This is a genomic window from Paenibacillus glycanilyticus (assembly GCF_051200795.1).
Classification (GTDB): domain Bacteria; phylum Bacillota; class Bacilli; order Paenibacillales; family Paenibacillaceae; genus Pristimantibacillus; species Pristimantibacillus glycanilyticus.
Map to the genome: position 1 here is coordinate 1,705,781 of NZ_CP195155.1, position 24,090 is coordinate 1,729,870.

17 protein-coding genes are annotated in these 24,090 nt (G+C 52.8%); 15 read left to right on the top strand and 2 right to left on the bottom strand.

The window, feature by feature from the left end:
• The first annotated feature begins 145 nt into the window (after positions 1 to 145).
• The 5 genes from ACR9FF_RS07670 to ACR9FF_RS07690 all read left to right on the top strand — a co-directional run bounded on the left by ACR9FF_RS07670 (position 146) and on the right by ACR9FF_RS07690 (position 5,941).
• The gene (locus ACR9FF_RS07670; RefSeq protein ID WP_435170111.1) at positions 146 to 799 is read left to right on the top strand and encodes a peroxiredoxin-like family protein; all 654 of its coding nucleotides are present in this window, start codon (positions 146 to 148) and stop codon (positions 797 to 799) included.
• A gap of 118 nt (positions 800 to 917) precedes the next feature.
• Positions 918 to 1,748, top strand: a complete 831-nt coding sequence (locus ACR9FF_RS07675) for a vWA domain-containing protein (RefSeq protein WP_116393811.1) — start codon at positions 918 to 920, stop codon at positions 1,746 to 1,748.
• Positions 1,749 to 1,759: 11 nt separating this feature from the next.
• Positions 1,760 to 2,533, top strand: a complete 774-nt coding sequence (locus ACR9FF_RS07680) for a protein phosphatase 2C domain-containing protein (protein WP_435170113.1) — start codon at positions 1,760 to 1,762, stop codon at positions 2,531 to 2,533.
• A 5-nt stretch (positions 2,534 to 2,538) separates the two neighbouring features.
• Positions 2,539 to 4,743 carry a hypothetical protein gene (locus ACR9FF_RS07685; protein WP_435170115.1) on the top strand — a complete coding sequence of 735 codons (2,205 nt, stop codon included), beginning with the start codon at positions 2,539 to 2,541 and terminating at the stop codon, positions 4,741 to 4,743.
• Between the two features lie 220 nt (positions 4,744 to 4,963).
• A complete protein-coding gene (locus ACR9FF_RS07690; protein ID WP_435170117.1) occupies positions 4,964 to 5,941 on the top strand; it encodes an aldo/keto reductase in 978 nt (325 codons plus the stop codon).
• Between the two features lie 77 nt (positions 5,942 to 6,018).
• Here the strand turns inward: ACR9FF_RS07690 and ACR9FF_RS07695 are convergent, their stop codons facing one another.
• Positions 6,019 to 6,447: an NUDIX hydrolase gene (locus tag ACR9FF_RS07695; protein WP_435170119.1), complete on the bottom strand. Its 429-nt coding sequence runs from the start codon at positions 6,445 to 6,447 to the stop codon at positions 6,019 to 6,021.
• Between the two features lie 123 nt (positions 6,448 to 6,570).
• Here ACR9FF_RS07695 and ACR9FF_RS07700 point away from each other — a divergent pair, with 123 nt between their 5' ends.
• The 4 genes from ACR9FF_RS07700 to ACR9FF_RS07715 all read left to right on the top strand — a co-directional run bounded on the left by ACR9FF_RS07700 (position 6,571) and on the right by ACR9FF_RS07715 (position 13,329).
• A complete protein-coding gene (locus ACR9FF_RS07700) occupies positions 6,571 to 9,441 on the top strand; it encodes a family 78 glycoside hydrolase catalytic domain (protein ID WP_435170121.1) in 2,871 nt (956 codons plus the stop codon).
• Between the two features lie 335 nt (positions 9,442 to 9,776).
• On the top strand, positions 9,777 to 10,706 hold the full coding sequence (locus ACR9FF_RS07705; RefSeq protein ID WP_435172057.1) for an ABC transporter permease: 930 nt from the start codon (positions 9,777 to 9,779) through the stop codon (positions 10,704 to 10,706).
• Positions 10,707 to 10,740: 34 nt separating this feature from the next.
• The gene (locus ACR9FF_RS07710; RefSeq protein ID WP_435170123.1) at positions 10,741 to 11,649 is read left to right on the top strand and encodes a carbohydrate ABC transporter permease; all 909 of its coding nucleotides are present in this window, start codon (positions 10,741 to 10,743) and stop codon (positions 11,647 to 11,649) included.
• A 42-nt stretch (positions 11,650 to 11,691) separates the two neighbouring features.
• Positions 11,692 to 13,329: an extracellular solute-binding protein gene (locus tag ACR9FF_RS07715; RefSeq protein ID WP_116393803.1), complete on the top strand. Its 1,638-nt coding sequence runs from the start codon at positions 11,692 to 11,694 to the stop codon at positions 13,327 to 13,329.
• 39 nt (positions 13,330 to 13,368) lie between these two features.
• On the opposite strand, the gene ACR9FF_RS07720 is transcribed toward ACR9FF_RS07715, so the two are convergent.
• Positions 13,369 to 15,627 carry a helix-turn-helix domain-containing protein gene (locus ACR9FF_RS07720; RefSeq protein ID WP_435170126.1) on the bottom strand — a complete coding sequence of 753 codons (2,259 nt, stop codon included), beginning with the start codon at positions 15,625 to 15,627 and terminating at the stop codon, positions 13,369 to 13,371.
• A 118-nt stretch (positions 15,628 to 15,745) separates the two neighbouring features.
• Here ACR9FF_RS07720 and ACR9FF_RS07725 point away from each other — a divergent pair, with 118 nt between their 5' ends.
• From ACR9FF_RS07725 to ACR9FF_RS07750, 6 genes are read left to right on the top strand one after another with little or no spacing between them, the layout of a single operon-like run.
• Positions 15,746 to 17,140, top strand: coding sequence for an alpha-L-fucosidase (locus tag ACR9FF_RS07725; RefSeq protein ID WP_435170128.1), 1,395 nt, complete (start codon positions 15,746 to 15,748; stop codon positions 17,138 to 17,140).
• 25 nt (positions 17,141 to 17,165) lie between these two features.
• Positions 17,166 to 18,452, top strand: a complete 1,287-nt coding sequence (locus ACR9FF_RS07730) for an alpha-L-fucosidase (protein ID WP_435170130.1) — start codon at positions 17,166 to 17,168, stop codon at positions 18,450 to 18,452.
• Between the two features lie 28 nt (positions 18,453 to 18,480).
• Entirely contained in the window at positions 18,481 to 19,515 is a 1,035-nt protein-coding gene (locus tag ACR9FF_RS07735) for a carbohydrate-binding family 9-like protein (RefSeq protein WP_435170132.1), read from the top strand.
• Complete coding sequence (locus tag ACR9FF_RS07740; protein ID WP_435170134.1) at positions 19,512 to 22,151, top strand: transglutaminase-like domain-containing protein; 2,640 nt, start codon at positions 19,512 to 19,514, stop codon at positions 22,149 to 22,151. Before ACR9FF_RS07735 ends, ACR9FF_RS07740 begins: the two co-directional genes overlap by 4 nt.
• Positions 22,152 to 23,204, top strand: a complete 1,053-nt coding sequence (locus ACR9FF_RS07745; RefSeq protein ID WP_435170136.1) for a glycoside hydrolase family 18 protein — start codon at positions 22,152 to 22,154, stop codon at positions 23,202 to 23,204.
• A complete protein-coding gene (locus ACR9FF_RS07750) occupies positions 23,201 to 24,073 on the top strand; it encodes a sugar phosphate isomerase/epimerase family protein (protein WP_435170138.1) in 873 nt (290 codons plus the stop codon). The genes ACR9FF_RS07745 and ACR9FF_RS07750 overlap by 4 nt, the downstream gene beginning before the upstream one ends.
• Positions 24,074 to 24,090 lie beyond the last annotated feature (17 nt).

Genomic DNA, 24,090 nt, shown 5'->3' on the forward strand with positions numbered 1-24,090 from the left:
TGCTGCGTGGTGGACGCCGGCGAAAACTCTGCCGCAGGTTCTTTTAGTATTATTTCAGTCTTAGATTAAGAAGGGCGGAAAGTTGATGTCACAAATCAGAACCTTAAATGGTTATATGAACAAAACAAAAAAGGAGTGTTGTACAATGGCGGTTCAAGATGAATTGGATCAAGCGAAGGAAGGCTTTATCGCCAAAGCACCTGAAGAGGTGTACTCGCAGGTTTTTCGGCACATTAAGGAGCAACAGGGTTCTGGTATTGTTTTCGGTTTAAAGGAAGGGAACAAAGCTCCTGATTTTACGCTAACCAATCCGCTCGATGAGCAAGTGAACCTATATGACGAGCTTGCGAAGGGACCGGTTGTTCTAACCTTCTATCGCGGCAGCTGGTGTCCGTTCTGCAATATTCAGCTTCGGGCTTACCAACAATCGCTGCCGGATATTGAGAAGCTTGGCGGCCGGCTCATTGCTGTATCTTTGCAAAGCCCCGACAATTCGTTGTCGCATAAAGAGAAGGAGAATCTGACTATCCAGGTACTGAGTGATTTGAACGGCCGAGTCGCTGAAAGTTACCGTGTTTTGTATGAATTGCCCGATTACCTACAGGACGCCTTCTCGAATTTTGGTTTGGATCTGACCGTGTTCAACAGAACCGATCGCTGGATTTTGCCGCTTGCGGCGACGTTTGTTATAGATAAAGAAGGGATAATCCGCCGTGCGTACGTCAATCCGGACTTCATGAAACGAATGGAGCCTCAGGAAATTATCGACGAATTGAAAAAACTCCAAGTAGAACCATGAAACTTCAGCAACATCGGGGATTTTGAATGATGCTAGAGTCATTATTAATGATTTATTGTCAATACTTTGTCCCCTTTCGAATAGGTATAACTATGTATCTATTAGGAGGGGTGAGCGCATGTATTCAGCTGAAATCAGCCGTTCGAATCCATCGTGTATCTTGTTTATTATCGACCAATCCGGGTCGATGTCCGATCCGTTTGGGGCAAGCACGAAGTCCGAGAGCGTTTCGGACGCCATCAACCGGTTATTGCAAAATCTCGTTATCAAGTGCGCGAAGTCGGAAGGGATACGCGATTACTATCATGTCGGCGTAATTGGCTACGGCGCCGGAGTCGGTCCGGCGTTCGGAGGTGTTTTAGCGGGGAAAGAAGTGGTGCCAATTAGCGAAATTGCCGATAACCCTTCAAAGCTGGATAAGCGGTTGAAAAAAGTGCCGGATGGGGCAGGCGGACTGGTTGATCAGCTCGTCAAGTTTCCGGTCTGGTTTGAGCCCGTTGCAAACGGAGGCACGCCGATGTGCGAAGCGATGAGAACGGCTCAAACCGTTCTGACTCAATGGATCAGCGAGTACACGCATTGTTTTCCGCCGGTTGTCATTCATATCACGGATGGGGAATCGACCGACGGCGATCCTACACTTGAAATGGAACAAATTAGAGCACTCTCGACCGATGACGGAAATGTCCTGCTATTCAACCTGCACATATCCGATAGTCCAAGCGCGGTGGAGCTCCGCTTTCCGGAAACCGCGGACGCGCTGCCTGACGCGTATTCCAGAATGCTTTACGAAGGCTCAAGTTCGCTGACGCCTTTTATGATCCGAGTCGCCAATCAGGAATACGACTTGAATCTTTCTGATGGAGCGAGAGGTTTTGTCCTCAATGCGGATTTGACTCTCGTGATCCAGGCGCTTGATATCGGAACGCGTCCGGCCAATCTGCGATAGAGCTTAAAGCTATGCGAATCGAAAGCGAATGTTTTCTATTGCCGAAGGCAGGAAATCGCACCGATGAATACGAGGATGCCTCCCATAGCAGCACGCATGTTGACAAGGAGACCACATGCTGTAGATTCGCAATAGCCGATGGGGCAAGCGAGTCCTCGTTTGCTGAACTATGGGCGAGATTGCTCGTAAAGGGTTATTGCCTTGGCAGATTGGGAGATAACCAGATCCATAGATCAGTCTCCCCATTATCGAAAGCCTGGAAGAAAAAAACCAGCGGCAAAAGCCTCCCCTGGTATGCGCAAGAGAAGCTCTGCAGCGGGGCGTTTTCCACATTAGCGGGGATCACGTTCCGATTCGCGGTGGATGCGGAGTCCGCGGCATTTGACGCGATTGCGGTCGGCGACAGCTGTATTTTTCATGTTCGAGAGGATACGATGCTCGCTTCCTTTCCTTTAAGCACAGCCGATGATTTCGGGAGTCGTCCTGTTCTCATCTCGAGTAACGCCGCCAATAACGTCCAGCTTCATGCGTTTGTTCGCAAATGGAGCGGTACCGCGGAAGCGGGAGACGAGTTCTGGTTGATGACCGATGCCCTAGCCTGCTGGCTGCTCACTCGATACAAGGAAGATAGCAACGTAATAAGCATCATACAAAAGCTGGCCGGCGAGAGCGACTTTAACACTCTCGTGCATGAAGAAAGACGGCGGCCTCATCGTGAAGGCTGTTTCTATCTTAGAAATGATGATGTTACGTTCATTCGTCTAAAACTGGTTAAAGGGAAGTGAGGCTATTGTTCTGGCCCACTCCGCAGGATTATAGGGAAGCCATCCAAAATCCGCGTATCTGCTTCAAGGACCCGGATCTGCAGGCTGGCCTTCCTGAATTGGATAAGCTCGGCCTCCCCCGTCCGATATCGGGAAGCTTCGCCAGCGTGTACAAACTGAATTGTGGCGAAAGAGAGTGGGCGGTCAGGTGCTTCACTAACAATGTGAAGGATCAGAAGATCCGCTACGATGCCATCAGCTTGCATTTACGCTCCAATCCTCTTCCTTATCTCGTCCCATTCGAATATCTTTCCGAAGGCATCAACATTAACGGCCAGTGGTTTCCGATCGTAAAAATGCAGTGGGTGGAAGGAGAGTCGCTGCTCGATTACATGGAGCGGAACCTGCATCGTGCCGACCTGCTGCAGGAACTCTCCGATAAATGGATCATAATGACCCGCGAGCTGAGCTTGGCCAATATCGGGCATGGCGATTTGCAGCATGGAAATATATTGATCCACAATAATGAAATCATTCTGATCGATTACGACGGGATGTATGTCCCCGCTTTAAGCGGCATGCCAAGCAACGAGCTTGGTCATCGGAACTACCAACACCCGGGAAGGAATGAAGGACATTTCGGCCCCTATATCGATCATTTTGCGGCATGGGTGATTTGGATATCGATCGAAGCTGTTCGTTCCGATCCCTCATTATGGCATTCGCTTGAAGCGGGTGAGGCGGAGGAAAGCCTTCTTTTTCGGCGGAATGACTTTGTTAGTCCGGATGTTTCACGGGCGTTCGAATTACTGACGATGGTTGAGGAAGAAGCGATACGCAAGTCAGCAAACGCTCTTCGCGTTTTCGCGGCAATGGAAGTACCGGAGGTGCCTAGACTCCCCAAGCCCGATTCTGAGGGAGAGAAGGATATGCAGCCTTCAAGCCTCCATATCTCATCCACCTCCAAAAATACGGCTTTTAAGACTTCACTAATCGTCTTGTATGATCGGTTCTTGAAGCGAATGCCAAGGAAGGCTGCCGTCATATCGCCGCCGGAAACCTCGTATTCCGGCGGGACGTCCTGGGTGTTGGACCATATTACGTTGGACAGGGCGCCGCGCAAGAAGCGATCAACGTATTTGTTTTTGCGGGACAGCTTCGTTTCTTACCTGATTTTACTCGCGGCAGCGCTAGCCGCGGCTGCTTTCTACGGAAGTGCCCCGGTTGCAGCGCTACTCTTCTGTTCGATTATAGGTTTTGGAACGGAGATGGCCTTTTTAAGCTGGCGTTACGGAAAGGTTCCCGCCGTCCGGGAAAAGAGAGAAACGCGCGAAAACATAAAAAGGCTGGAGCTTGTCCTGTCCGAACTGAGAAGCGAATTGAAGGAATTAAACGATAACAAGCAAAACTTTAGTCAAATGGAAGAGGAATCGATCTACGATTGCGTACAAAAGCTCGAGGAAGCCGCTTATCGGGAAAGGCATGAAAAGGAAGCGGTGGAGAAGGAGCTTCATATTCATTTAAACGGGTTATTTGGCGAAAGACGGAACATTGACCATGAGGAAAAAACGGAGCTGTCCGGCAAATTGGCCTCATTCCAAAAAACATGGCTGGAAGAGCAAATAACGAAACATAAGATAAGCCAGGAAAAAATTCCGGAGATCGATGATGAAATGAAGCGCCGTTTAAGAACGAACGGAATTCGAACGCCGGCCGATTTCATGGACATTACGATCAATCAGTCCTATGGCCGCAAACAAATCGATAGGGCCTATTTGATTTTAAAAAACGGCGGTTCGGTTCATGTAGGCATGAGCCGGTCTCAAGCGAAGGCACTGGTCGACTGGAAAAGAAAAATCGAACGCAAGTACCGGACTAAAATTCCTGCAGTTCTTCCTCACAGTGAAATCTCTGCCATAGCGTTAAAGTATAAGGGTCGAAAATCAAAATTAACCGATGCGGAACAAACGTATAAAACCGAAGCACAGGAAAAATTAGATTTGATCAAGCAGGCCCATCATCCTGAGCTGGATTCCTTAACGAGTGAATTGGAGGCTGCCAGAACCCGGCTTAAGAGCGAGCTTCATCGCTTTGATAGGCAGATCGATGAACGAAGTAAACGCCATTCAGACAAACTGGAGGAATATCGCGATCTAAACAAACGACTGGCATCGTATACGGATGTTCATTTCTTAAGGTACGTAAAGCAAATATTCCTGTTTCGAGGGTAAACTTCCATTATCCCGAGTTAGCATCCCTTCCGGTATCCCGGAGGGGATTTTTATTGCGGTTAAAAGCCAATTGTCTTCATATTGATGTCGCAATCCCACAGTATCCTTGAGTAACTTAGTAAATAATTTTTCACTTCTTATTCCGCAAAATCTCTAATGTTATAATGAATGGAATCATATGTTATATCAAATATTCACATTTCATTTAGAGGTGATAGTCATGGAATACCGTGTACTAGGACGATCCGGATTGAAGGTAAGCGAGATTAGCTTGGGCTGCTGGGCGATTGGCGGTCCTTCGTGGCGGGACGGTGAACCCGTTGGCTGGTCGGGCAATGATGACAACGAGTCTCTTGCCGGCTTGCGCAGAGCGCATGAGCTTGGCATTAACCATTTGGATACAGCGGATGTATACGGCAACGGCCATTCGGAGCGGGTAATCGGACAGTTCCTGAAGGATGTTCCCCGCGACTCCGTCGTTGTAGCCTCCAAGGTAGGATGGTTCAGAGGAACCGCACCTAACGCGATGCAGCCGGTGCATATCCGTCACCAGCTGGAGCAGACGCTTACGAATCTCGGAACGGATCATGTTGATCTCTATTATTTCCATAATACGAACTTTGGCCCGGAAGACCGCTATCTGGAGGAAGCAGCCGATACGATGCGCGAGCTTCAGAAGGAAGGCAAGGTCCGCGTCATTGGCCAATCGGCATACAGCTATGCCGATTTTATGCGGGTATGTCCCGTAACTCGTCCGGACGTGCTGCAGTTCCATTACAACGCCTTCGGCAATGAATTTGATCGGGAGAATACCAATCTGTTCCGCTGGGCGGAAGAGCAAAATCTAGGCATGGTCTTATTTGGACCGCTTGCTCAAGGTTTGCTACTTGATAAATTCGATCCGGAGCATCCTCCAAAGTTTGGGGAAGGGGATATCCGTTCAACGAATCAATCCTATTCCAAGAAACGCTTGCTCGAGATCCGCAGACAGCTTCAGCCTCTTAAAGAGCATTTTGGCGAAAGCACGCAGGATCTGGTTAGAGCAGCTATTCAATTTGCGTTGGCACAATCTCCAAATGCATGCGTCATTCCCGGCTTCAAAAATATCCGTCAAGTGGAATCCAACGCGTTGGCGGCGGGAGAGCCGCTGACAACGCAGGAAGTGGAGCTCATCCGGCAAGCCCTTGGCAGAAAATAAGAAACAAAATAAAGCTCCCTCTAATGCCAGCATGAGCTGGATGCGAAGGAGCTTTGTTTTTTAACCAGAGGATCCTCTTAAATCCATTGCCTAGGGCCAATGGTATGGAAGAGAGACTTGCGGTTTGAATCTAGCGCATGAAGAATCCGGTTGCTGGTAAAATCGCTGATTGGCCTTGGGAGATTAGCGGGATCGCAATAGCGGCATTCCAGTATTTCCGGAGAGCTTGGCACGGGATCCTGGTCGCCATGAATGTCCGCCAAGAAGACAAAGTGGTGCATATCATAAGCCGGATCGTAATAGATCCCCGTTAACGCGCCAATCTCGACCGTCAGCCCGGTCTCCTCAACCACTTCTCTTGCGGCAGTCTGCTGCGCCGATTCGTTAGCTTCCGATTTGCCTCCCGGCAGATCCCAATTGTTCTTGCCATAACTATGCTTGACCAGCAGCACCTTGCCTTCGGTATTTGTAATAATCGCTGCCGCGCCCATTAGCTTGTCCGACAAACCTATTCCTCCTTGGTAGTTAAGGTATGAGCTCTATTCCTTTAACGCCAATAACTGGAATTAAGTTGCGGTAAAGACAAGGCAGTCAGAAAATGCTTTCAATAGGACGAGGAGGAAAAGACGATGAAGGAAACGGCTTGGAAGGCTCGATGGATTTGGGGAGGGGAGGAGGAAAGCCCTCGCAACGAATGGCGCTGCTTCCGTTCAACGTTTGACGTGCCGGGGGCGGGAGCATCCGATGCGCAGCTGCGAATTAGCGCGGATTCGAGATACGTTGCTTATGTGAACGGGGTGCAAGTCGGCAGAGGTCCGGTCCGTTCTTGGCCGGAGGAGCAGTTTTACGATACCTATTCCATCGGTCATTTACTTCAGTCGGGCGGAAGGAACACGATTGCCGTTCTTGTGCTGCATTTTGGCGTAACCAACTTCTATTATTTGCGGGGGAAGGGCGGTCTTCTCGCGGAAATCGCTTCAGGCGCTGACGTGCTGGCAGCGACGGATACGTCCTGGAAGACGGAGAAGCTGAGAGGCCATCATACCGCGGCTCCCCGGATGTCGTGTCAGCAAGGCTTTGCGGAAATTTACGATACGAGGGAATCGGATGGCGATTGGACGGAGACAGCCTACGACGATTCTTCTTGGTTGCAGGCTTCACACGTTGCTGAAGTCGGGGAAGGGCCGTGGAAGAAGCTGATTCCCCGCGATATCCCGTTCCTGACGGAAGAGAAGCTGTATCCTTCCCGCATTGAGTCCCTCCAGCGGGTCAAGCCGCCTGCCTGGACGGCAGCTATCGATCTTCGGAACGCAATGGTTCCCGGTTCGGTGGAGCATGCCAATCCTATTCAATATATGGGCTACATGGCAACGACGCTTTCGCTGGCCGAAGCCGGCCAGGTGACGGTTGGCATTTTGCAATCCCACGGCGAGAAGCTCTGGATCGACGGACAACGGATTGAGAAGAGTTACGGAAACGATCCGGAGCGTTACTATGAGGTAGAGCTAGAAGCCGGCGAGCATTTCCTTCTGCTTGATATTACCCAAGGGGATCACGGGGGAGCCTACCACGTGGCGATCCATTCGGAGCGGAAGTTCTCGCTTCATTCTCCCGATCCGGCCGGGGAGACGCCGTGGCTGCTGGTTGGACCTTTTGACGATACGGAATACATGGATACAAGGGAAAACAGGCAGATTGACCGGAATGAGCCTAACTATATAAAAGCGGCAGGAGCCGCTTCAATGGAGGAGCTTGCTGCCGTCCAATCTTGGATCCGCCCTCTGGAAGGCGTTTATTATACCGAGCAGGACGTATTTGGCTCCAATGTATGGCGTCCGGAAGCCGAGCGGTATGCGATGCCTTCCGGTCTTAATGCCTGCCTGACGGCAGCGCGGGAATATACGGTAATCCCTCGCTTCCAAGACGGAGATACCGAGCTCGTCATTGATCTCGGCAAGCAGCGGACCGGCTTTTTCGGCTTCAAGATTGAGGCTCCGGCTGGGACGGTTGTGGATGTATACGGCCTTGAATATTTAAAAGCCGATTTCCGGCAGCATACGTTTGGTCTCGATAATACGTTCAGATACGTTTGCCGGGAAGGCCGGCAGCAATACGAATCGCCGGTCCGGCGCGGGTTCCGTTACGCGGTGCTGACCATTAGAGGAGCGGCAGGGCCTGTTAATCTGCATGAGGTCTATATGGTGCAGAGCACTTATCCGGTTGCGGAAGCCGGAACATTCCATAGCTCCGACCCGCTGCTGAACGACATCTGGGCGATCAGCCAGCACACGACCCGGAACTGCATGGAGGATACGTTTGTAGACTGTCCTTCTTACGAGCAGACCTACTGGGTAGGAGACAGCCGCAACGAGGCATTGGTTAACTATTATGTTTTTGGTGAGCTGGATATCGTGAAACGCTGCTTGCGTCTTGTTCCGGGCTCGAAGGACAGATCCCCGCTCTATATGGATCAGGTGCCAAGCGGCTGGACGAGCGTTATTCCGAACTGGACGTTCTTCTGGGTGCTCGCGACGATGGAATATGTGGAGCATACGGGAGACAAGGCTTTTGCCGCCGAGATGTGGCCCCATGTCCGCTTTACGCTCGAGCATTATTTGACCCATATCAATGCGGATGGGCTGCTCGACATGCGGGGCTGGAACCTGCTCGACTGGGCGCCGATTGACCAGCCGAACGAAGGGATTGTCACCCATCAGAATCTGTTTCTGACGAAGACGCTCCGGCAGGCGGCACAAATGTCCGTCGAAGCAGGGAAAGCGGATGAAGGAGCTTCTTTTGCCGAAGCGGCCGGATTATTGGAGCAAGCCATAAATGACCGTTTATGGGATGAGGAGCGGGGAGCTTACCTCGATTGCATTCATGCGGACGGACGGCGCTCGGACATCTATAGCATGCAGACGCAGGTCGTTGCTCTATTGTGCGGCATCGCTCAAGGGGAGCGCAGAGCAAAGCTGGAATCGTATCTCCTTCAGCCTCCGGCTTCGTTTGTGCAGATCGGCAGTCCGTTTATGTCGTTCTTCTACTATGAAGCGCTGGAAGCGATGCGGCATATCCCCGCCATGCTTGACGATATCCGCCGCAATTACGGCTTGATGATCGCAAACGATGCAACGACATGCTGGGAGATGTACCCGAATTTTACGGAAAATCGTGCCAATGCCGAGTTGCTTACCCGCAGCCATTGTCATGCGTGGTCTGCTGGCCCGGCTTATTTCCTGGGACGCAACGTGCTTGGAGTCAAACGGCTGAACAGCTGCTGGAGCAAAGTGAGGATCGAGCCGGCTCCATGCGATTTGAAATGGGCAAGAGGCGCAGTACCGCTTCCAAACGGAGGAACCATCGAGGTGGAATGGAGCATTGCGAATGACGCCATGTCCCTTCGAATTTTGGCTCCGGAAGAGATTGAGCTTGATGTTCAGCTGCCTGAAGCCTTAACAGGGAATGTTTCCATTGTCAGAACGAAAAAGCTGCCCTTATAATAGGGAAAGCCGGGTCCTTGTTGACCCGGCTTTTCTTTGTCTTCGGATAGATTCGAATATGTCAATTTTGACAAGGACAGGCTGGGCGCCTAATCCCGCTGCGAAAACAACATATTGTCCGATTGTCTGTAGAGATTGTCAACATCGCTCCGGCCTTGCCGGGTGGGCTTTTCACGTTCACGAAAACGACATATTTACGTTGGCCGACTCCATGCTCTATCCTCGGAAGTAAGCGCTGACAAGGACAAGCAAACGTTCCTTCGCGGCGAGAGCACTTGAACCTATTTGGAAGAGGTGATCCGATGCAAGATTCGAAGGCTGCCGCAACGGGCAGCATGGCGCTACGATCCGGGACTTCGACCAAGCGGCTCGGAAGAAGGATCGTGCAGAACTGGGAATTGTACATTTTTGTTGCACCGGCTTTTTTCTACTTTCTTATCTTTTGTTACCTGCCGATGTACGGCGTCCAGATCGCGTTCAAATCGTTTATCCCGACCAAAGGAATAATGGGAAGTCCTTGGGTGGGACTGGACCATTTTGACCGGTTCTTCCATTCCTATTATTTCTGGGACTTGATCTGGAATACGCTGAGCGTCAGTCTCTATGATCTAGCGATTGGCTTTCCGATTCCGATCATACTGGCGCTGGCCTTTAATGAAGTACGCAACGGCTTTTTCAAAAAGATGGCCCAGACGGTCACCTATGCACCTCACTTTATATCGGTTGTCGTCATGGCCGGGATGATCATATCCTTCCTGTCGCCGTCTACCGGAATTCTGGTTCATGTCATTCAATGGCTTGGCTTTGGCACGCCGGAATTTCTTACCGATCCCAAGTGGTTCAAGACGATGTACGTATTCTCCAACGTGTGGCAGAGCGCGGGCTGGGGGACGATCATTTATTTGGCCGCCTTATCCGGCGTGGATCCCGGACTTCATGAAGCAGCCATTATCGACGGTGCTTCGCGGTTCCAGCGCATTCGCCACATTAATATACCCGTCTTGATTCCGACGATGACCATTTTGCTTATTTTGAACATGGGAAGCTTGTTTGGGGTTGGATTCGAAAAGATTCTATTGCTCCAAAATCCGCTTAATTTGGAATCTTCCGATGTCATTGCTACCTTCGTCTACCGTTCCGGATTGGAGGATGCCCAATACAGCTTCTCGGCAGCGGTTGGCTTGTTTAATTCCGTCATAAACGCCATCCTGCTGATAGCCGTAAATCAGATCGTTCGCAGGACGAGCGAGAACAGCTTGTGGTAAAGTGAAAGCTTACGAAGAAGGAGGCTGGAGACGCATGTTCCATGGCATTAAAGAGAGCAGGGGCGATAAACTATTTCTCGCTTGCAATTACTTGTACGTTTTTCTCGCCTTTCTGATCGTTTTCTATCCGCTGGTGTATATGATGAGCGCATCCATCAGCGATCCGAAGGCCGTAGCTTCGGGTGAGATGTGGCTGTGGCCGAAAGGAATTACGTTAGAAGGCTACAAGATGGTGTTCAAGAACACCAATATCTGGATTGGCTACGAAAATACCATCATCTATACGGTAGTTGGGACGGCGATCAACTTGTTCGTGACGCTGCCCGCAGCTTACGCGCTAAGCCGCAGAGATTTCGTCGGGAGAAACTTCTTCATGGGCATGTTTATGGTTACCATGTTCTTCAGCGGCGGTCTGATCCCAACTTATCTCCTCGTGAAGGAACTAGGCATGATGAATTCGATGTGGGCGATCGTTCTTCCGTCCGCCGCGTCCATCTGGAATATAATCGTATCCCGCACCTTTTTTCAAAGCTCCATTCCGAAGGAGCTGCAGGAAGCCGCGCAGATTGACGGCTGCTCGAATATGCGGCTGTTTTTCAGAATCATACTGCCGCTCTCGCTGCCGATCATCGCCGTAATGGCGTTGTTTTACGGGGTAGGCAACTGGAACAGTTATTTCTCGGCGCTCATTTATCTGAACGAGGCCGGAAAGTATCCGCTGCAGCTTGTCTTGCGTCAAATCCTGGTTCTTCAGGAGATGGGGGCGCAAGGAGGAGGCGCGATCGACATCTCTTCGGCAACGGCCATGAACAGCAAGGCGGAGATTGCGGCGCTCGTCAAATATGCCGTTATTATCGTCGCTACCATTCCGGTTATCGTGATTTATCCATTCTTGCAGCGTTATTTCGTTCAGGGTGTAATGATCGGTTCCGTTAAGGGCTGATCTTCCCATATCAATCAACTAATAAAAGGGAGTGTGTATTGCATGAACAGGATTTCCAGGGCATCATCCGTTATTCTCAGCGTTACCATGTTAGCCAGCATGCTGGCTGCCTGCAGTTCTTCGGGCGAGAACAACAATTCCGCTTCGCCATCCTCTTCTGCAAATTCTTCTTCACCCGAGGCTTCTACCGATAGCGGCGTAAAAAAAGACGGCTTTCCTATCGTAGACAAGCCAATCACTCTTAAGATGATGTCGCAGGACGTGGGCAAAGCAGACTGGAACACCATGCCGGCGTTAAAGGAAATGGAAAAGCTGACGAATATCAAGTTCACCTATCAATTGACGCCGCTGGACAGTTTCTCCACGAAGAAGAACCTCGTATTCGCGAGCGGAGACCTGCCGGATGTCCTCTACGCTCCGGATTTGACGCCAGCTGAACAGGTGACGTACGGAACCCAAGGCGTGCTTATTCCGCTCGAGAAGTATATTGACGAGGGCTACGCGCCGAATCTGAAGAAAATTTTCGACGAGCATCCGGACATCCGCAAATCGTTTACGACGCCTGACGGACATATGTATGCTCTTCCGTACATCGATCTGTCGGCGATCTGGTACCGCAGTCCGATGTGGTACAACGGCAAATTCCTCAAGGCGTTAAACGTAACGGAACTGCCGAAGACGACGGAGGAGCTGTATAACTTTCTGAAGCGGGTGAGGGACGAGGATCCGAACGGAAACGGGAAGAAGGACGAAATCCCGCTCACTTCCGTGAAGCTGGACGATCTGCGCATGTTCTTCTTTGGATTCTGGGGCATGTATGACGAGACGATCTATGCCGATAAGGATGGCAAGGTTCACTATTCGCCGCAAGAGGAAGGCTATAAGGGTTACCTGACGTTCATGAATCGTTTGTGGAACGAGAACCTGCTGGATCACGAGACCTTCTCGCAAACCTCCGACCAGAAAAAAGCGAAAGGCCAGAATAACCAGATCGCCTTGTTTAACGACTATTTCCCTTACTTCACGCTTGGAGGCGAGCCTAGCGGGGATAATCCGCTTATGACGCCGGTCAGCAGCGAAATCGCGGGAACGCCGGTCTATGGCATGCATCCGGGCATCTCCGCGAACGGAACGTTTGCCATTACGAGCAAGGATCCGAATCCGGAGGCGACCATGCGCTGGGTTGACTATCAATACAGCTACGAAGGCGCAACGCTTATGAACCAAGGACCTGAAGGCATGCTCTGGAAGTACAAGAACAAGGATACGCACGAGAAGGAATGGGTCGAGCTTCCGAACGGCCAGGATCGCGAAGATTTCCGCGGCACGCTTACGCCAAACTTCGGGATCTTAACGCCGGGTATCAAAATTAACGAACTAACGAATGGTCTTACGACCGAATTCGATAATTGGATTCAAAAGGAAAGCGAAGAAAAGCTGAAGCCAATCGGCAAGGCTCCGTTCCCTAACGTCTATCTGACCAATGACGAGCAAAGCGAAATTACGTCCTTGCTGTCCGATCTGGACACTTACGTTCAGCAGATGGAAGCGAAGTTCGTGACGGGACAAGAGCCGATGTCGGGTTGGGACAAGTATCTGGCGCAGGTTAAAAAGATGGGCGGAGACCGTATAGCGGAAGTATATCAAGGCGCGTACGACCGCTGGAAGTCGGGCAAGTAACGGGAATAAGCCAACGACCCCGGTCGTTGGCGGTTGATTCTATTGAACGTATGCGAACATTTTGCGGTATTGCCCCGGCGTGTAGCCGGTCTCCTTCTTGAATTTGCGGATGAAGTTAGGCGCGTCCACGTAGCCGACCCGGATAATGATGTCTTTGAGCGAATCGTCCGTCGTCTTCAGCTGGTGCATCACTTCTTCCAGCCTTTTCTGCCAGATGTATTGGACGAAGTTCACGCCCATCTTCTCCTTGAAGGAGCGGCTGACGTGGGACGGCGACAGGCTGAATTCGGAAGCGACCGTCTCGAGGCTAAGGGCATTGTCCGCAAAATGTTCTTCGATGTAAGCGATCATCCGGTCGGTAAGCGATTGTTCTTCCTTCTGATTGGCCTGCTCTACCTGCTCGCATAGCCGGGAAGCCAAATGGAGGAGATTGCGCTCCAGCTCGTCCAGCGATTGGCCCGAGATCATCTGCGGCGCAATTTCTTGAATCAGCCGCTGGTTCTCGAGTTCGGAGGCGGTCTTCAGTATGGTATTCAACAGATCGATGCCGATGCAGCGGATGAGCAGCGTGGACTGCTCGGACTGCCGCAGGCTTAGGATGGCCGACTGGATCATTTGCGAAGCTACTTCGAAGCTGCCTTGCTTTAAGCTCTGGGAGAGCTTTAACAATGTATTGTTCGGTATCCAGAAGGTTTGATCCGTCGCAACCGATTGTTTCTCGAAATAATTCACCGATCCGGCGCTTGATGATACTCGCAGGTCGTAGGCGGAACAGGCTTCGATATAGCTTTGATTCAGCCCCTCCGGACCGGAATAGCTCGTGCCGACGCCGATGACCGGCTGAATCTGGCAAGAGTCCGTCAAATGACTGCGCAAAGCTTCAACGATAAGCTGCTTGTGTTCGAATTCGCCGGCAGCTTCATCCGGATCGAAGCTGACCAAGACGCCGATCTGGCCTAATTGGGAAAGCTCGACGCCGTACCCGTGGCTGTTCAGATTCGGGAACTCCATATGCGTTAACAGCTCGAGTATCTGCTGATGCTCCAATACGCCGTTTTTTTCGCTGCTAATCCAGCCAATCACCATGACGAAGTGAAGCGAGCGGTCGAATCGGAGGTCCAGCGCCTCTCTTAACTCCGGCGTCAGAATCCGCGAACTGCCGAACCGGAGCAGCATGGAGAGCAGATGATGGCGGGCGAACGGCTCTTGCAGATCGACCCGGGCACTGTATTCCAGCAGCGTTGTCCGAATTCGGTCCAATTCGTTGCGGGACTCGCCGGGACGGCTCAGAGGCTTGCAGCTCTTGGAGGCAGCGAACTCAACCAGCGTGGAAATCGGCTGGTATTGCATGCGGGCCAAGAGCAGCGCGATTGCCGCTCCGGCGGCCACAACAAAGATGAGCAGCATAATGATAAAGCTGCGAACATGAAGGACACTGCTGAAGAATTGCTCGCTTGGCATGATGGTCACGTAGGTCCAGCCGTTGACTGGCGATTGGACGGAGACGATCGAATGCTCCTTGCCGTTTAGAACATGCTTTTGAATACCCGGGGTCAAATGACCGAACAAAGAACGGGTGTCCGTATCCGATAACGTCTCGCCTTGGAGGTTGTCCACCAGAATTTGGCCTTGGTTATCGAGAATATACGACTGGCCCTGATAATTGCCCAGTATGGAATCGATGAGGCTCGTCAGCTCGGATTTCTGGATCAAATACATAACCGTTCCGTATGGATTCGGATTATTGGGTTTGATCGGAATCAGATAGGCGAGCATCGATTGTTTCCGGCCGGAAGAGTTGCTTGCCATATCGGCAGGCCGCATTGTCGGGAATTTGACGTCGTTTAAATCCTGGTATACCGCGTCTTTATTCCAATTCTGGAACAGAAGATTGCTCGTGAATACGTCGAAATGGTTCATCCCTTCACTGGAATAAATGCGGTCGTCCTTGTGGAAATACAAGTACAGCTCCCCGATGATCGAGCTTGTCGCTTTGTATTGGTCAAGGGCTTCAATGGCTTCTCCGCTATGAATCGGATCGTGCACGAGGTAAGAGGCAAGCCTGTGGTCGTACGAGATGCGGACCGCAATCTCGCTTAGTTCCTTCATTCGACCGTCAATGATCGTTTCGGCTTGCGTCAGCTGGTCGAGATGGGAGCGTTCGATTTCGGAACGAAGGCGGTGCGATGCGTTTTCATAAATAAAGATCGACGTAAAAATCAAAGGAATCAACAAGATGAATAAATAGGACCAAGTGTATTTCAGAAAAAGCTTGGACTTGAAATAGTTCCGGTTCAAATGGTACGCCCCCTGACAACGGTTATCTATCTCTTTTACAAATCTTAAATATCTGAAAATTAAATCTATTATACAACGTTAATCGGATTGAAAGAATGGTTTTTTAGGAGGAATTAGGATGAGTGAGAAGGAACAGGCAATTGCGGAATCGGAAGAGGCAGTCGAGCAAGGGGTACATAACTACAGCAGCGAGGAGAGCTGGGTGAAGCCGGAGGATCCCCTGCTGCTCGAGCGGCTCGAGTGGTTCAAGGATCAGAAGCTTGGCTTGATGATGCACTGGGGGCCTTACTCCCAGCTGGGCCTGGTTGAATCATGGGCTTTGAGCGACGAGGACGGAGATTGGTCACGGGACGGTATCGATTGGGATATCGATTCGGAAGAGCTGAAGCGGCAATATTTTGCCTTGAACAAGACGTTTAATCCGCTTCGTTTCCAGCCCGAGCTGTGGGCCGAGCTTGCGGCGGAGAACGGCTTCAAATATTTGAATTTCACCACCAAGCATCATGACGGGTTCTGCATGTGGGATACGCGCACGACCGATTATCGCATTACGGGACAAGAATGTCCGTTCCATACCCATAAGCACGCGGATATCGTGAAGCACCTGTTCAACTCGTTCCGGGACAAGGGGCTTGGCATCTCCGCCTATTTCTCCAAAGCGGATTGGCATACTCCCTATTATTGGACGCCGGGAATACGGCCGGATACGAAGACATCCAGGGGACCGAGTTACGATCCGATGGAATACCCGTGGCTGTGGGAGAAATTCGTTCAATTTACGCATGAGCAGATTATGGAGCTGATGACGAATTACGGCCGGATCGACGTGCTGTGGCTGGACGCCGGCTGGGTGAACGATTACCGCAAACAAAATATCCGGCTGGGAGAAGTGGTCGAGAAGGCGCGCGAGATCCAGCCTTGGCTGCTCTCGGCGGACCGGACCGTCGGAGGACCTTACGAGAATCTGATCACGCCGGAGCAGACGCTGCCGGAACGGGCACTGCATGTGCCGTGGGAGAGCTGCATTACGATGGGGACGTCGTTTTCTTTCCGTTACGAGGACCGTTACAAATCGGTGCGTCAGCTTATCCAGCTGCTCATCGAAATTGTGGCAAAAGGCGGCAACCTGGCGCTTAACATCGGCCCTCAGCCGGATGGCAGATTGCCCGAGACAGCGATCGCCCGCATGAAAGGAATGGGGAAATGGCTGAACGTTTACGGTGAAGCGATCTATGGCACTCGGGTCTGCGAGCCGTATTCGGAGGGGAATACATGCTTTACTCAGAAAAACGGCGTCGTCTATGCGTTTTACCTGTACAAGGACGCAAACGAGCAAGTACCGGAGGAGATTCTTATTCCTTGGAACGGAGAGGCCGGAAGCATCGATCTGGTCGGCGGAGAGGAGCGGCTTGCCTATCGCCGTACCGAAAGCGGGATTGCCATTCGTCTGCCGGAAACGGAGCGCTCCGCTAAGGAAGCGCCAATCGCGCATGTATTCCGGATTCATGCATAACTATCGCTTGAAAGGATGATTCGGAATGCAGAGATGGTTCGAAGACGCTAAGCTGGGCATATTCATACATTACGGAATTTACGCGGTTGACGGCGTGGCGGAATCATGGTCCTTCTACAACGGGAACATGACCTATGAGCAATATATGAAACAGCTTGGCGGGTTTACGGCTTCAAGCTTCGATGCGGAAAGGTGGGCCGATCTGATCGAGAAGTCGGGTGCGAAGTATGCCGTTCTGACGACCAAGCATCACGATGGCGTAGCATTGTGGGACACGCAGCTTAGCGACCTGAATGTCGTGAAGAAGACGCCGGCAGGACGGGATTTGGTCAAGCCATTCGCGGACGCGATGGCCAAGCGGGATATTCGGCTTGGCCTGTACTACTCGCTGATTGATTGGTCGCACCCGGATTATCCAAGCGTCTATCAAGGCGGCAGGATTCCCGAGGATCTGAGCCAAGTCAACCGGTTTTCCAGTCCGGCGGACGGTATCGAGGACGGGGACAAATGGCAGCGGTTCCTCCGGTTCAACGACGGACAGCTTCGGGAGCTGCTTACGAATTACGGCCGGGTAGATCTGCTGTGGTTCGACGGGGATTGGGAGCGAAGCGCCGACCAATGGAATTTGCCGGCGTTCAAGCAGTATCTGAAGTCGTTTAATCCCGATGTGATCGTTAACTCGCGGCTGCAGGGACATGGCGATTACAAAACGCCGGAGCAAGGACTTCCCATTACGAGACCGGAAGGGCCTTGGGAATTCTGCACGACGATTAACGGCTCATGGGGTTATGTGCCGACCGACAACCGTTATAAATCGCTTGGCATGATTATCCGGATGTTCTGCGACTGCATTTCCATGGGCGGAAACATGCTGCTCGACATCGGGCCGCGGGAGGACGGTACGATCGACAAGCGCCAGGAAGATATATTGCTTGGCCTCGGCGAATGGATCCGTCAGCATGCGGAGGCGGTTTACGGAACGAGAGAAGGCATCATGACGCGTTATTATTTGGGCGGAAGCACGTTGACCCCCGATAAGAAGACACTCTACCTGTTCGTCTATGACGATCCGAAGGAACATGTATGCCTGAAAGGGTTATGCAATCCGATTAAGCGGATTACCGTGCTGCATTCGGGGAAAGAACTGTCCCATCACATTCATGGAGGCGTTCCTTGGTTCGATATTCCGGGAACGACCTGGATCGGTCTAACGGCGGAAGACACGCATGAGCACGTAACGGTGTTGAAGCTGGAATTTGACGAGGAAGTAAAGTTTTACGGAGGCGCAGGAGCCGTAGTGACCCATAACTAGCCAGAACAATGCGATCGGGGGACAGGACATGATGCTTAGCGGAGTGCCGGAGCCGGTGATCGATTACGGGCCAAGGCATTATATTTGCCGGCGTGCCACAGGGCCGCTCGCGCTTGACGGATGCTTAAACAAGCCGTTCTGGGAAGCGGCCGACTGGACCGAGGATTTTACGGATATCGAAGGGGATGTTCGACCTAAGCCGGCGAAGCGGACTCGCGTCAAAATGCTGTGGGACGACGAATATTTGTATGTCGGAGCGGAGCTGCTCGAGGATCAGATCTGGGCAACGCTTACCGAGCGGGACTCGGTTATTTTTTACGATAACGATTTTGAAATTTTTATCGACCCGGACGGAGACACGCATGGTTATTACGAGATCGAGATCAATGCGCTGAATACGGTATGGGATCTTCTTCTCGTCAAGCCGTACCGCGACGGCGGACCGCCGGTGAACGGCTGGGATATAGCCGGACTCCGGAGCGCCGTTTATATCGAAGGCGAGCTGAACAATCCAGCGGCGGAGAACCGCATGTGGAGCGTCGAAATCGCTATTCCTTGGGCCAGCTTGCGGGAGTGCGCGGCGGAGAGCAGGCCGCCGCTTACCGGGGAGTTCTGGCGCATTAACTTTTCCAGGGTGGAATGGCAGGCGGAGCCGGCGGAAGGCGGCTACCGCAAGGTGATCAATCCGAAGATCGGCAAGCCCTATCCGGAGGACAACTGGGTGTGGTCGCCGATGGGCATAGTGAACATGCATTACCCGGAGCTGTGGGGCTATGTGGTGTTTTCCGGCGAAGACGGTCCGCATTCTTTTGCGATGCCGGAGGAGGAGCGCATCAAGTGGGAGCTGCGGAAGCTGTATTACCGCCAGCGCAACCATTATGCGGCTGAAGGCAGGTATGAAGCGGATGCGAAGCGATTGATGGAAGGCGATGGGTGGTCCATCGAAGCAACCGTCGAGACGACGCGCAGCCTGTTTCAAATCTCGGCATTGTCGGAGGATGGAATGTCGCTGTGGTGCATTCGCGAGGACGGGAAGCTGTGGAAGGAGAGAGTGGGACCATGACGACTTGGACTTCGCCGTTTTCGCTGAATCGGGCGGAGCGGGATCTGATCGAGAGCAAATTCAATAGAAAACGCCAGCTGGCGCAGGCCAGGGAACACGAGCTATTCGATGTATTTCGGGAGGAATTGACGGAGGAAGAGTGCTGGGCGCTCAAATATTTGTTTGCCTATATGCCGGTGAACGATCTCGCAGACTATGACGGCGCTTTGTTCTTGAGCCATGTGCGCAGGACGCTGGCGATCCGCCGGCTTGTCCCTTGGGGCGATCGGGTGCCCGACTCCCTGTTCTTGCATTATGTTCTCCCCTACCGGGTCAATACGGAAAATATCGAGGATCACCGCGGCATTTTGTTCAACGAGCTAGCCTATCGCATAAAGTCGCTGACGATGGAAGAGGCCATTCTGGAGACGAATTATTGGTGTCACGAGAAGGCTGCCTATACCGGCAGCGATTTGAGAACGATGTCGCCCCTTACGATGATCAAGAGCGCAAGGGGCCGCTGCGGCGAGGAGTCGACGCTGGCGGTTGCGGCGCTGCGCAGCATCGGCATTCCCGCCCGCCAGGTCTATACGCCCAGGTGGGCGCATTGCGACGATAATCATGCCTGGGTAGAGGCTTGGGCCGACGGAGAATGGCATTACCTCGGCGCCTGCGAGCCGGAAGCGCGGCTGGACCAAGGGTGGTTCGGCCCGCCGGCCCGACGGGCAATGCTTCTAAATACGCGCATCCTGGCCGACTATCCGGGTCCGGAGGATATTACGGTAGCAAGCGATTGGTTTACGGAGATTAATTTGCTCGAAAACTACGCCCCAACGCGTACCGTTAATCTATCGGTTAAAGACAGTGCCGGAAATCCTGTCCCGGGCGCCGAAGTGCGCTTCGAGCTGTACAACATGGCTGAATTTTATCCGATCGCGACGCTCTTGGCGGACGAACGGGGAGAAGTCAGCTTTAAGACGGGGTATGGCGATCTGCTGGTTCGCGGTGCTTGGAACGGCCGATGGGGCGAGGTTAAGCTGGCTGCTTATGGGGATTACCTCCATGAGTTGGTTTTGGATCAAACGGGGCAGCCGGAAGGCATCTTTGATCTGGATATGGTTCCTCCGCCGGAAGGCGAAGGCGAACCTGTAGAACCCTTGTCCGGCGAGCGGGAGAGCGAGCATGCTCGCCGGCTTGAAGAAGGGGCGAAGCTTCGCGCCGTCTATGAGAGCACGTTCGCAAGCAAGCAGGATGCCGAGGCATTGGCTGCTTCGCTTGGGCTTCCGGGAGAACGGGTGTGGAATGTTCTGAGCCGCTCCCGCGGGAACTTCCGCGAAATCGAGTCTTTCCTGCGGGAGCGGACGGCCGAATACGGGCAGTGGCCGCTGCGGCTTTTGGAGAGCCTCCGCGAGAAAGATTGGATCGATACGAGAAAGGACACGCTGGACGATCATCTGATCGGCTCGCTTGCCGCTTGCGGAAGCCTGCCGGACGGGGATTTCGTTTCTTACGTGCTTTGTCCGCGCGTGCTGAACGAGCTGATCGTGCCGTACCGGCAGTTTTTCCAAGCGGCTTTTACGGAGCCGGAGCGGGAAGCCTTTCGGTTGGACCCAACTGCGCTAATGCGCTGGCTGAGCGAAAGGCATGGAGAATGGGAGGACCTTCCCAATCTGAAGGGGAAAGGCAATCCGGTCGGCACGTTTAAGCTGCAATGGGGAGACCCGGATTCACTGAACATTCTTTTCGTAGCCGTCTGCCGAAGTTTAGGCATACCGGCGCGGCTGCATCCGCATGAGCTAACCTCACAGTACATGGCTGACGGCGAATGGCGGGACGCGATGCAAGGCGCGAATGCGCTTCAGTCTTCGATCGGGAGCAAGGGCAGCATTCGTCTGCAACGCGATCCCGAAGCATCGGATGATGCGCCAGAGCCGTCGTATGCCGAGAATTTCACGGTGGCACGTCTTGAGGAGAACGGATTCTACAAAACGTTAGTCTATCCGGACAAATTTGGCGATGTGTACGGCAAGCTGCTTGAGGCAGAGCCGGGTTCGTACCGGCTTACGACGGGCATGCGACTTCGGGACGGCACGGTATTGGCGCGGTTTACCTATTTCCGCGTACGCGCAGGCGAGAATACGGATGTATGGCTCACCTATCGCAAGGCCACCCGCGATCTTCCCGTGCTTGGCGTTATGGACCGGGCCAGACCGCTCGAAGGGCTGGACGGCTCGGAGCTGACAATAGGCGAACAGATCATGGAGGATGGCGCGATTGTTGCTTGGATCGAGCCGGAGCGCGAGCCAACGAAGCATTTGCTTCGCGAGTTGGGGGAGCTAGCCGGTTCCTTGAACCAACTCGGAGGAGTGATCCTGCTCATTATCGGCGATGCGGAATGGAGCTCGTCGTTTGATCCTTCGAAATACGAGCAATTGCCGGCAGAGGTTAGATTCGCGAGAGATCGATCACAGGTCTCCCTGCCGCAGGCGGCGGTCAGCGAGGCGGGCTACCCGCATCTGTTTGTGCTGGATGGCAAGGACCGCATCCGTTACGCCGCGTCGGGCTATAAGATCGGAATGGGGAAAGAGGCATGGCAAGCGCTGGGTGCCGTAAGGCAGACCAACGAATCATCGCAAGCGAAAGGGAGCGAATCTTAAATGACAAAGCAGAACTACGTGGTCGCCGGCTATGCGAGCGATAACCATCTTGCCGAGCTGACTGTAGAAGATTTGGCGAAGCTTACGCATCTGAATGTCGCGTTTGGCCATGTCAAGAGCGATGCTATTTCAATCGATCATTTGCGCCATCTGGACGAGCTCGCGCGGATTAAGAAGGAACGTCCGCAGTTGAATATCCTGCTCTCCGTCGGAGGATGGAGCGCCGGAGGTTTCTCGGAAGCGGCGTCGACGGAAGAAGGAAGAAACCGCATGGCCGAATCGGCGGTTCGCGCGGTGATCGAGCATCCTTTTGACGGAATTGACCTGGATTGGGAGTATCCTTGCTATGGGGAAGCCGGAATCGGGGCCAGCCCGGAGGACCGCACGAATTTTACGCTGCTGCTCGCTGCCATCCGGGAAGCGCTGGATAAGCTAGGGGATCTGGACGGCAGGCATTATTTGCTTACGATCGCGGCGGGAGCCGATCAGTATTACATTGACGGAACCGAGATGGATCAGGCACAGAAATATCTGGATCTGATTCAGCTTATGACCTACGATATGCGCGGCGGGTTTCAGGTGTTGACCGGTCATCATACCAACCTTTATACACCGACGGGAGACTTGTTCCGGATCAGTACGGATGCCTCCGTCAATTTGTTTGTTCGTGCCGGGGTGCCGAAGGAGAAGATTGTAATCGGTGCTGCCTTCTATTCGCGGATGTGGAATCAGGTTCCAGACCGGAACAACGGGCTTCACCAGATGGCCGGCAGCGTTGGCGGGTACGGGCCGGACTTCACGGCTTTAACTGAAGAATACATTGGCAAAAACGGCTTTGTTCGTTATTGGGACGAGGAAGCTCGCGCGCCTTATTTGTTTAACGGTTCAAGCTTTATCTCTTACGACGATGAGGAATCGATCCGGCACAAGTGCGATTACGTGAAAGCTAGCGGATTAGGCGGTCTGATGTTCTGGGAATTCGGCTGCGACCGGACCCGCCGGCTGCTGAATGCCATACAAGACGGATTTCGGGGAGATGGGGAGACGTTATGAAGGTTGGATTAAGTACATACAGTCTGCTCCCGGCGCTTAAGGCGGGGGACATGTCGGTGCTTGACGTTGTGGAGTGGATTGCCGGGAACGGCGGCGAGCATATGGAAATCGTTCCTTACGGCTTTACGCTTGTCGATCAGCCGGAGCTTGCGGATGCCGTGCGGGAGAAGGCCAAGGAAGCTGGAGTCGAGCTGTCCAACTATTCGATGCCGGCCAACTTCGTGCAAGACGGCGAAGACGCGTTCCAGGCCGAAGTCGCGCGGGTTAAAGATCATGTCGATCTGGTAAATAGGCTCGGCATGAAGCACATGCGTCATGACGTGACGGCGTTTACGCTTCCGCCCGAGAGCATGACGATTCAATGGTTCGAGGAGAATTTGCACCACATGGCGAGGGGAAGCCGGCTGATCGCCGATTACGCCGCGGCGTACGGCATTACGACAACCATCGAGAACCACGGCTTCAGCGTGCAGGCAAGCGACCGCGTGCAACGCGTCCTGCATGCGGTGAACCGTCCGAACTTCAAGACGACGCTCGACGTTGGTAACTTCCTGTGCGTCGACGAGAATCCGCTCGTTGGCGTGAGCCGCAACTTGCCCTATGCATCGCTGATCCATATTAAAGACTTTTATATTCGTCCTAGCGACGAGTCTCCGGGAGGCGGCGATTGGTTCAAGTCTACCCATGGCACCTATTTGCGCGGCGCGATTGCCGGCCACGGCGATCTCGACCTCCGGCGAATCTTCCGTCTGATCAAGCAATCCGGCTACGATGGCTATCTGACTGTTGAATTCGAAGGGATGGAGGAGTGCCGCATGGCCTCCCGCATTGCCATGGATAACGTAAAGCGGCTATGGCAGGAAATATAAGAAAAACCACTATCGCG

Coding starts and splice junctions, on each gene's coding strand:
- ACR9FF_RS07670 (WP_435170111.1), top strand. CDS start 146: ATGGCGGTTCAAGATGAATTGGATCAAGCGAAGGAAGGCTTTATCGCC.
- ACR9FF_RS07675 (WP_116393811.1), top strand. CDS start 918: ATGTATTCAGCTGAAATCAGCCGTTCGAATCCATCGTGTATCTTGTTT.
- ACR9FF_RS07680 (WP_435170113.1), top strand. CDS start 1,760: ATGCGAATCGAAAGCGAATGTTTTCTATTGCCGAAGGCAGGAAATCGC.
- ACR9FF_RS07690 (WP_435170117.1), top strand. CDS start 4,964: ATGGAATACCGTGTACTAGGACGATCCGGATTGAAGGTAAGCGAGATT.
- ACR9FF_RS07700 (WP_435170121.1), top strand. CDS start 6,571: ATGAAGGAAACGGCTTGGAAGGCTCGATGGATTTGGGGAGGGGAGGAG.
- ACR9FF_RS07705 (WP_435172057.1), top strand. CDS start 9,777: ATGGCGCTACGATCCGGGACTTCGACCAAGCGGCTCGGAAGAAGGATC.
- ACR9FF_RS07710 (WP_435170123.1), top strand. CDS start 10,741: ATGTTCCATGGCATTAAAGAGAGCAGGGGCGATAAACTATTTCTCGCT.
- ACR9FF_RS07715 (WP_116393803.1), top strand. CDS start 11,692: ATGAACAGGATTTCCAGGGCATCATCCGTTATTCTCAGCGTTACCATG.
- ACR9FF_RS07725 (WP_435170128.1), top strand. CDS start 15,746: ATGAGTGAGAAGGAACAGGCAATTGCGGAATCGGAAGAGGCAGTCGAG.
- ACR9FF_RS07730 (WP_435170130.1), top strand. CDS start 17,166: ATGCAGAGATGGTTCGAAGACGCTAAGCTGGGCATATTCATACATTAC.
- ACR9FF_RS07735 (WP_435170132.1), top strand. CDS start 18,481: ATGATGCTTAGCGGAGTGCCGGAGCCGGTGATCGATTACGGGCCAAGG.
- ACR9FF_RS07740 (WP_435170134.1), top strand. CDS start 19,512: ATGACGACTTGGACTTCGCCGTTTTCGCTGAATCGGGCGGAGCGGGAT.
- ACR9FF_RS07745 (WP_435170136.1), top strand. CDS start 22,152: ATGACAAAGCAGAACTACGTGGTCGCCGGCTATGCGAGCGATAACCAT.
- ACR9FF_RS07750 (WP_435170138.1), top strand. CDS start 23,201: ATGAAGGTTGGATTAAGTACATACAGTCTGCTCCCGGCGCTTAAGGCG.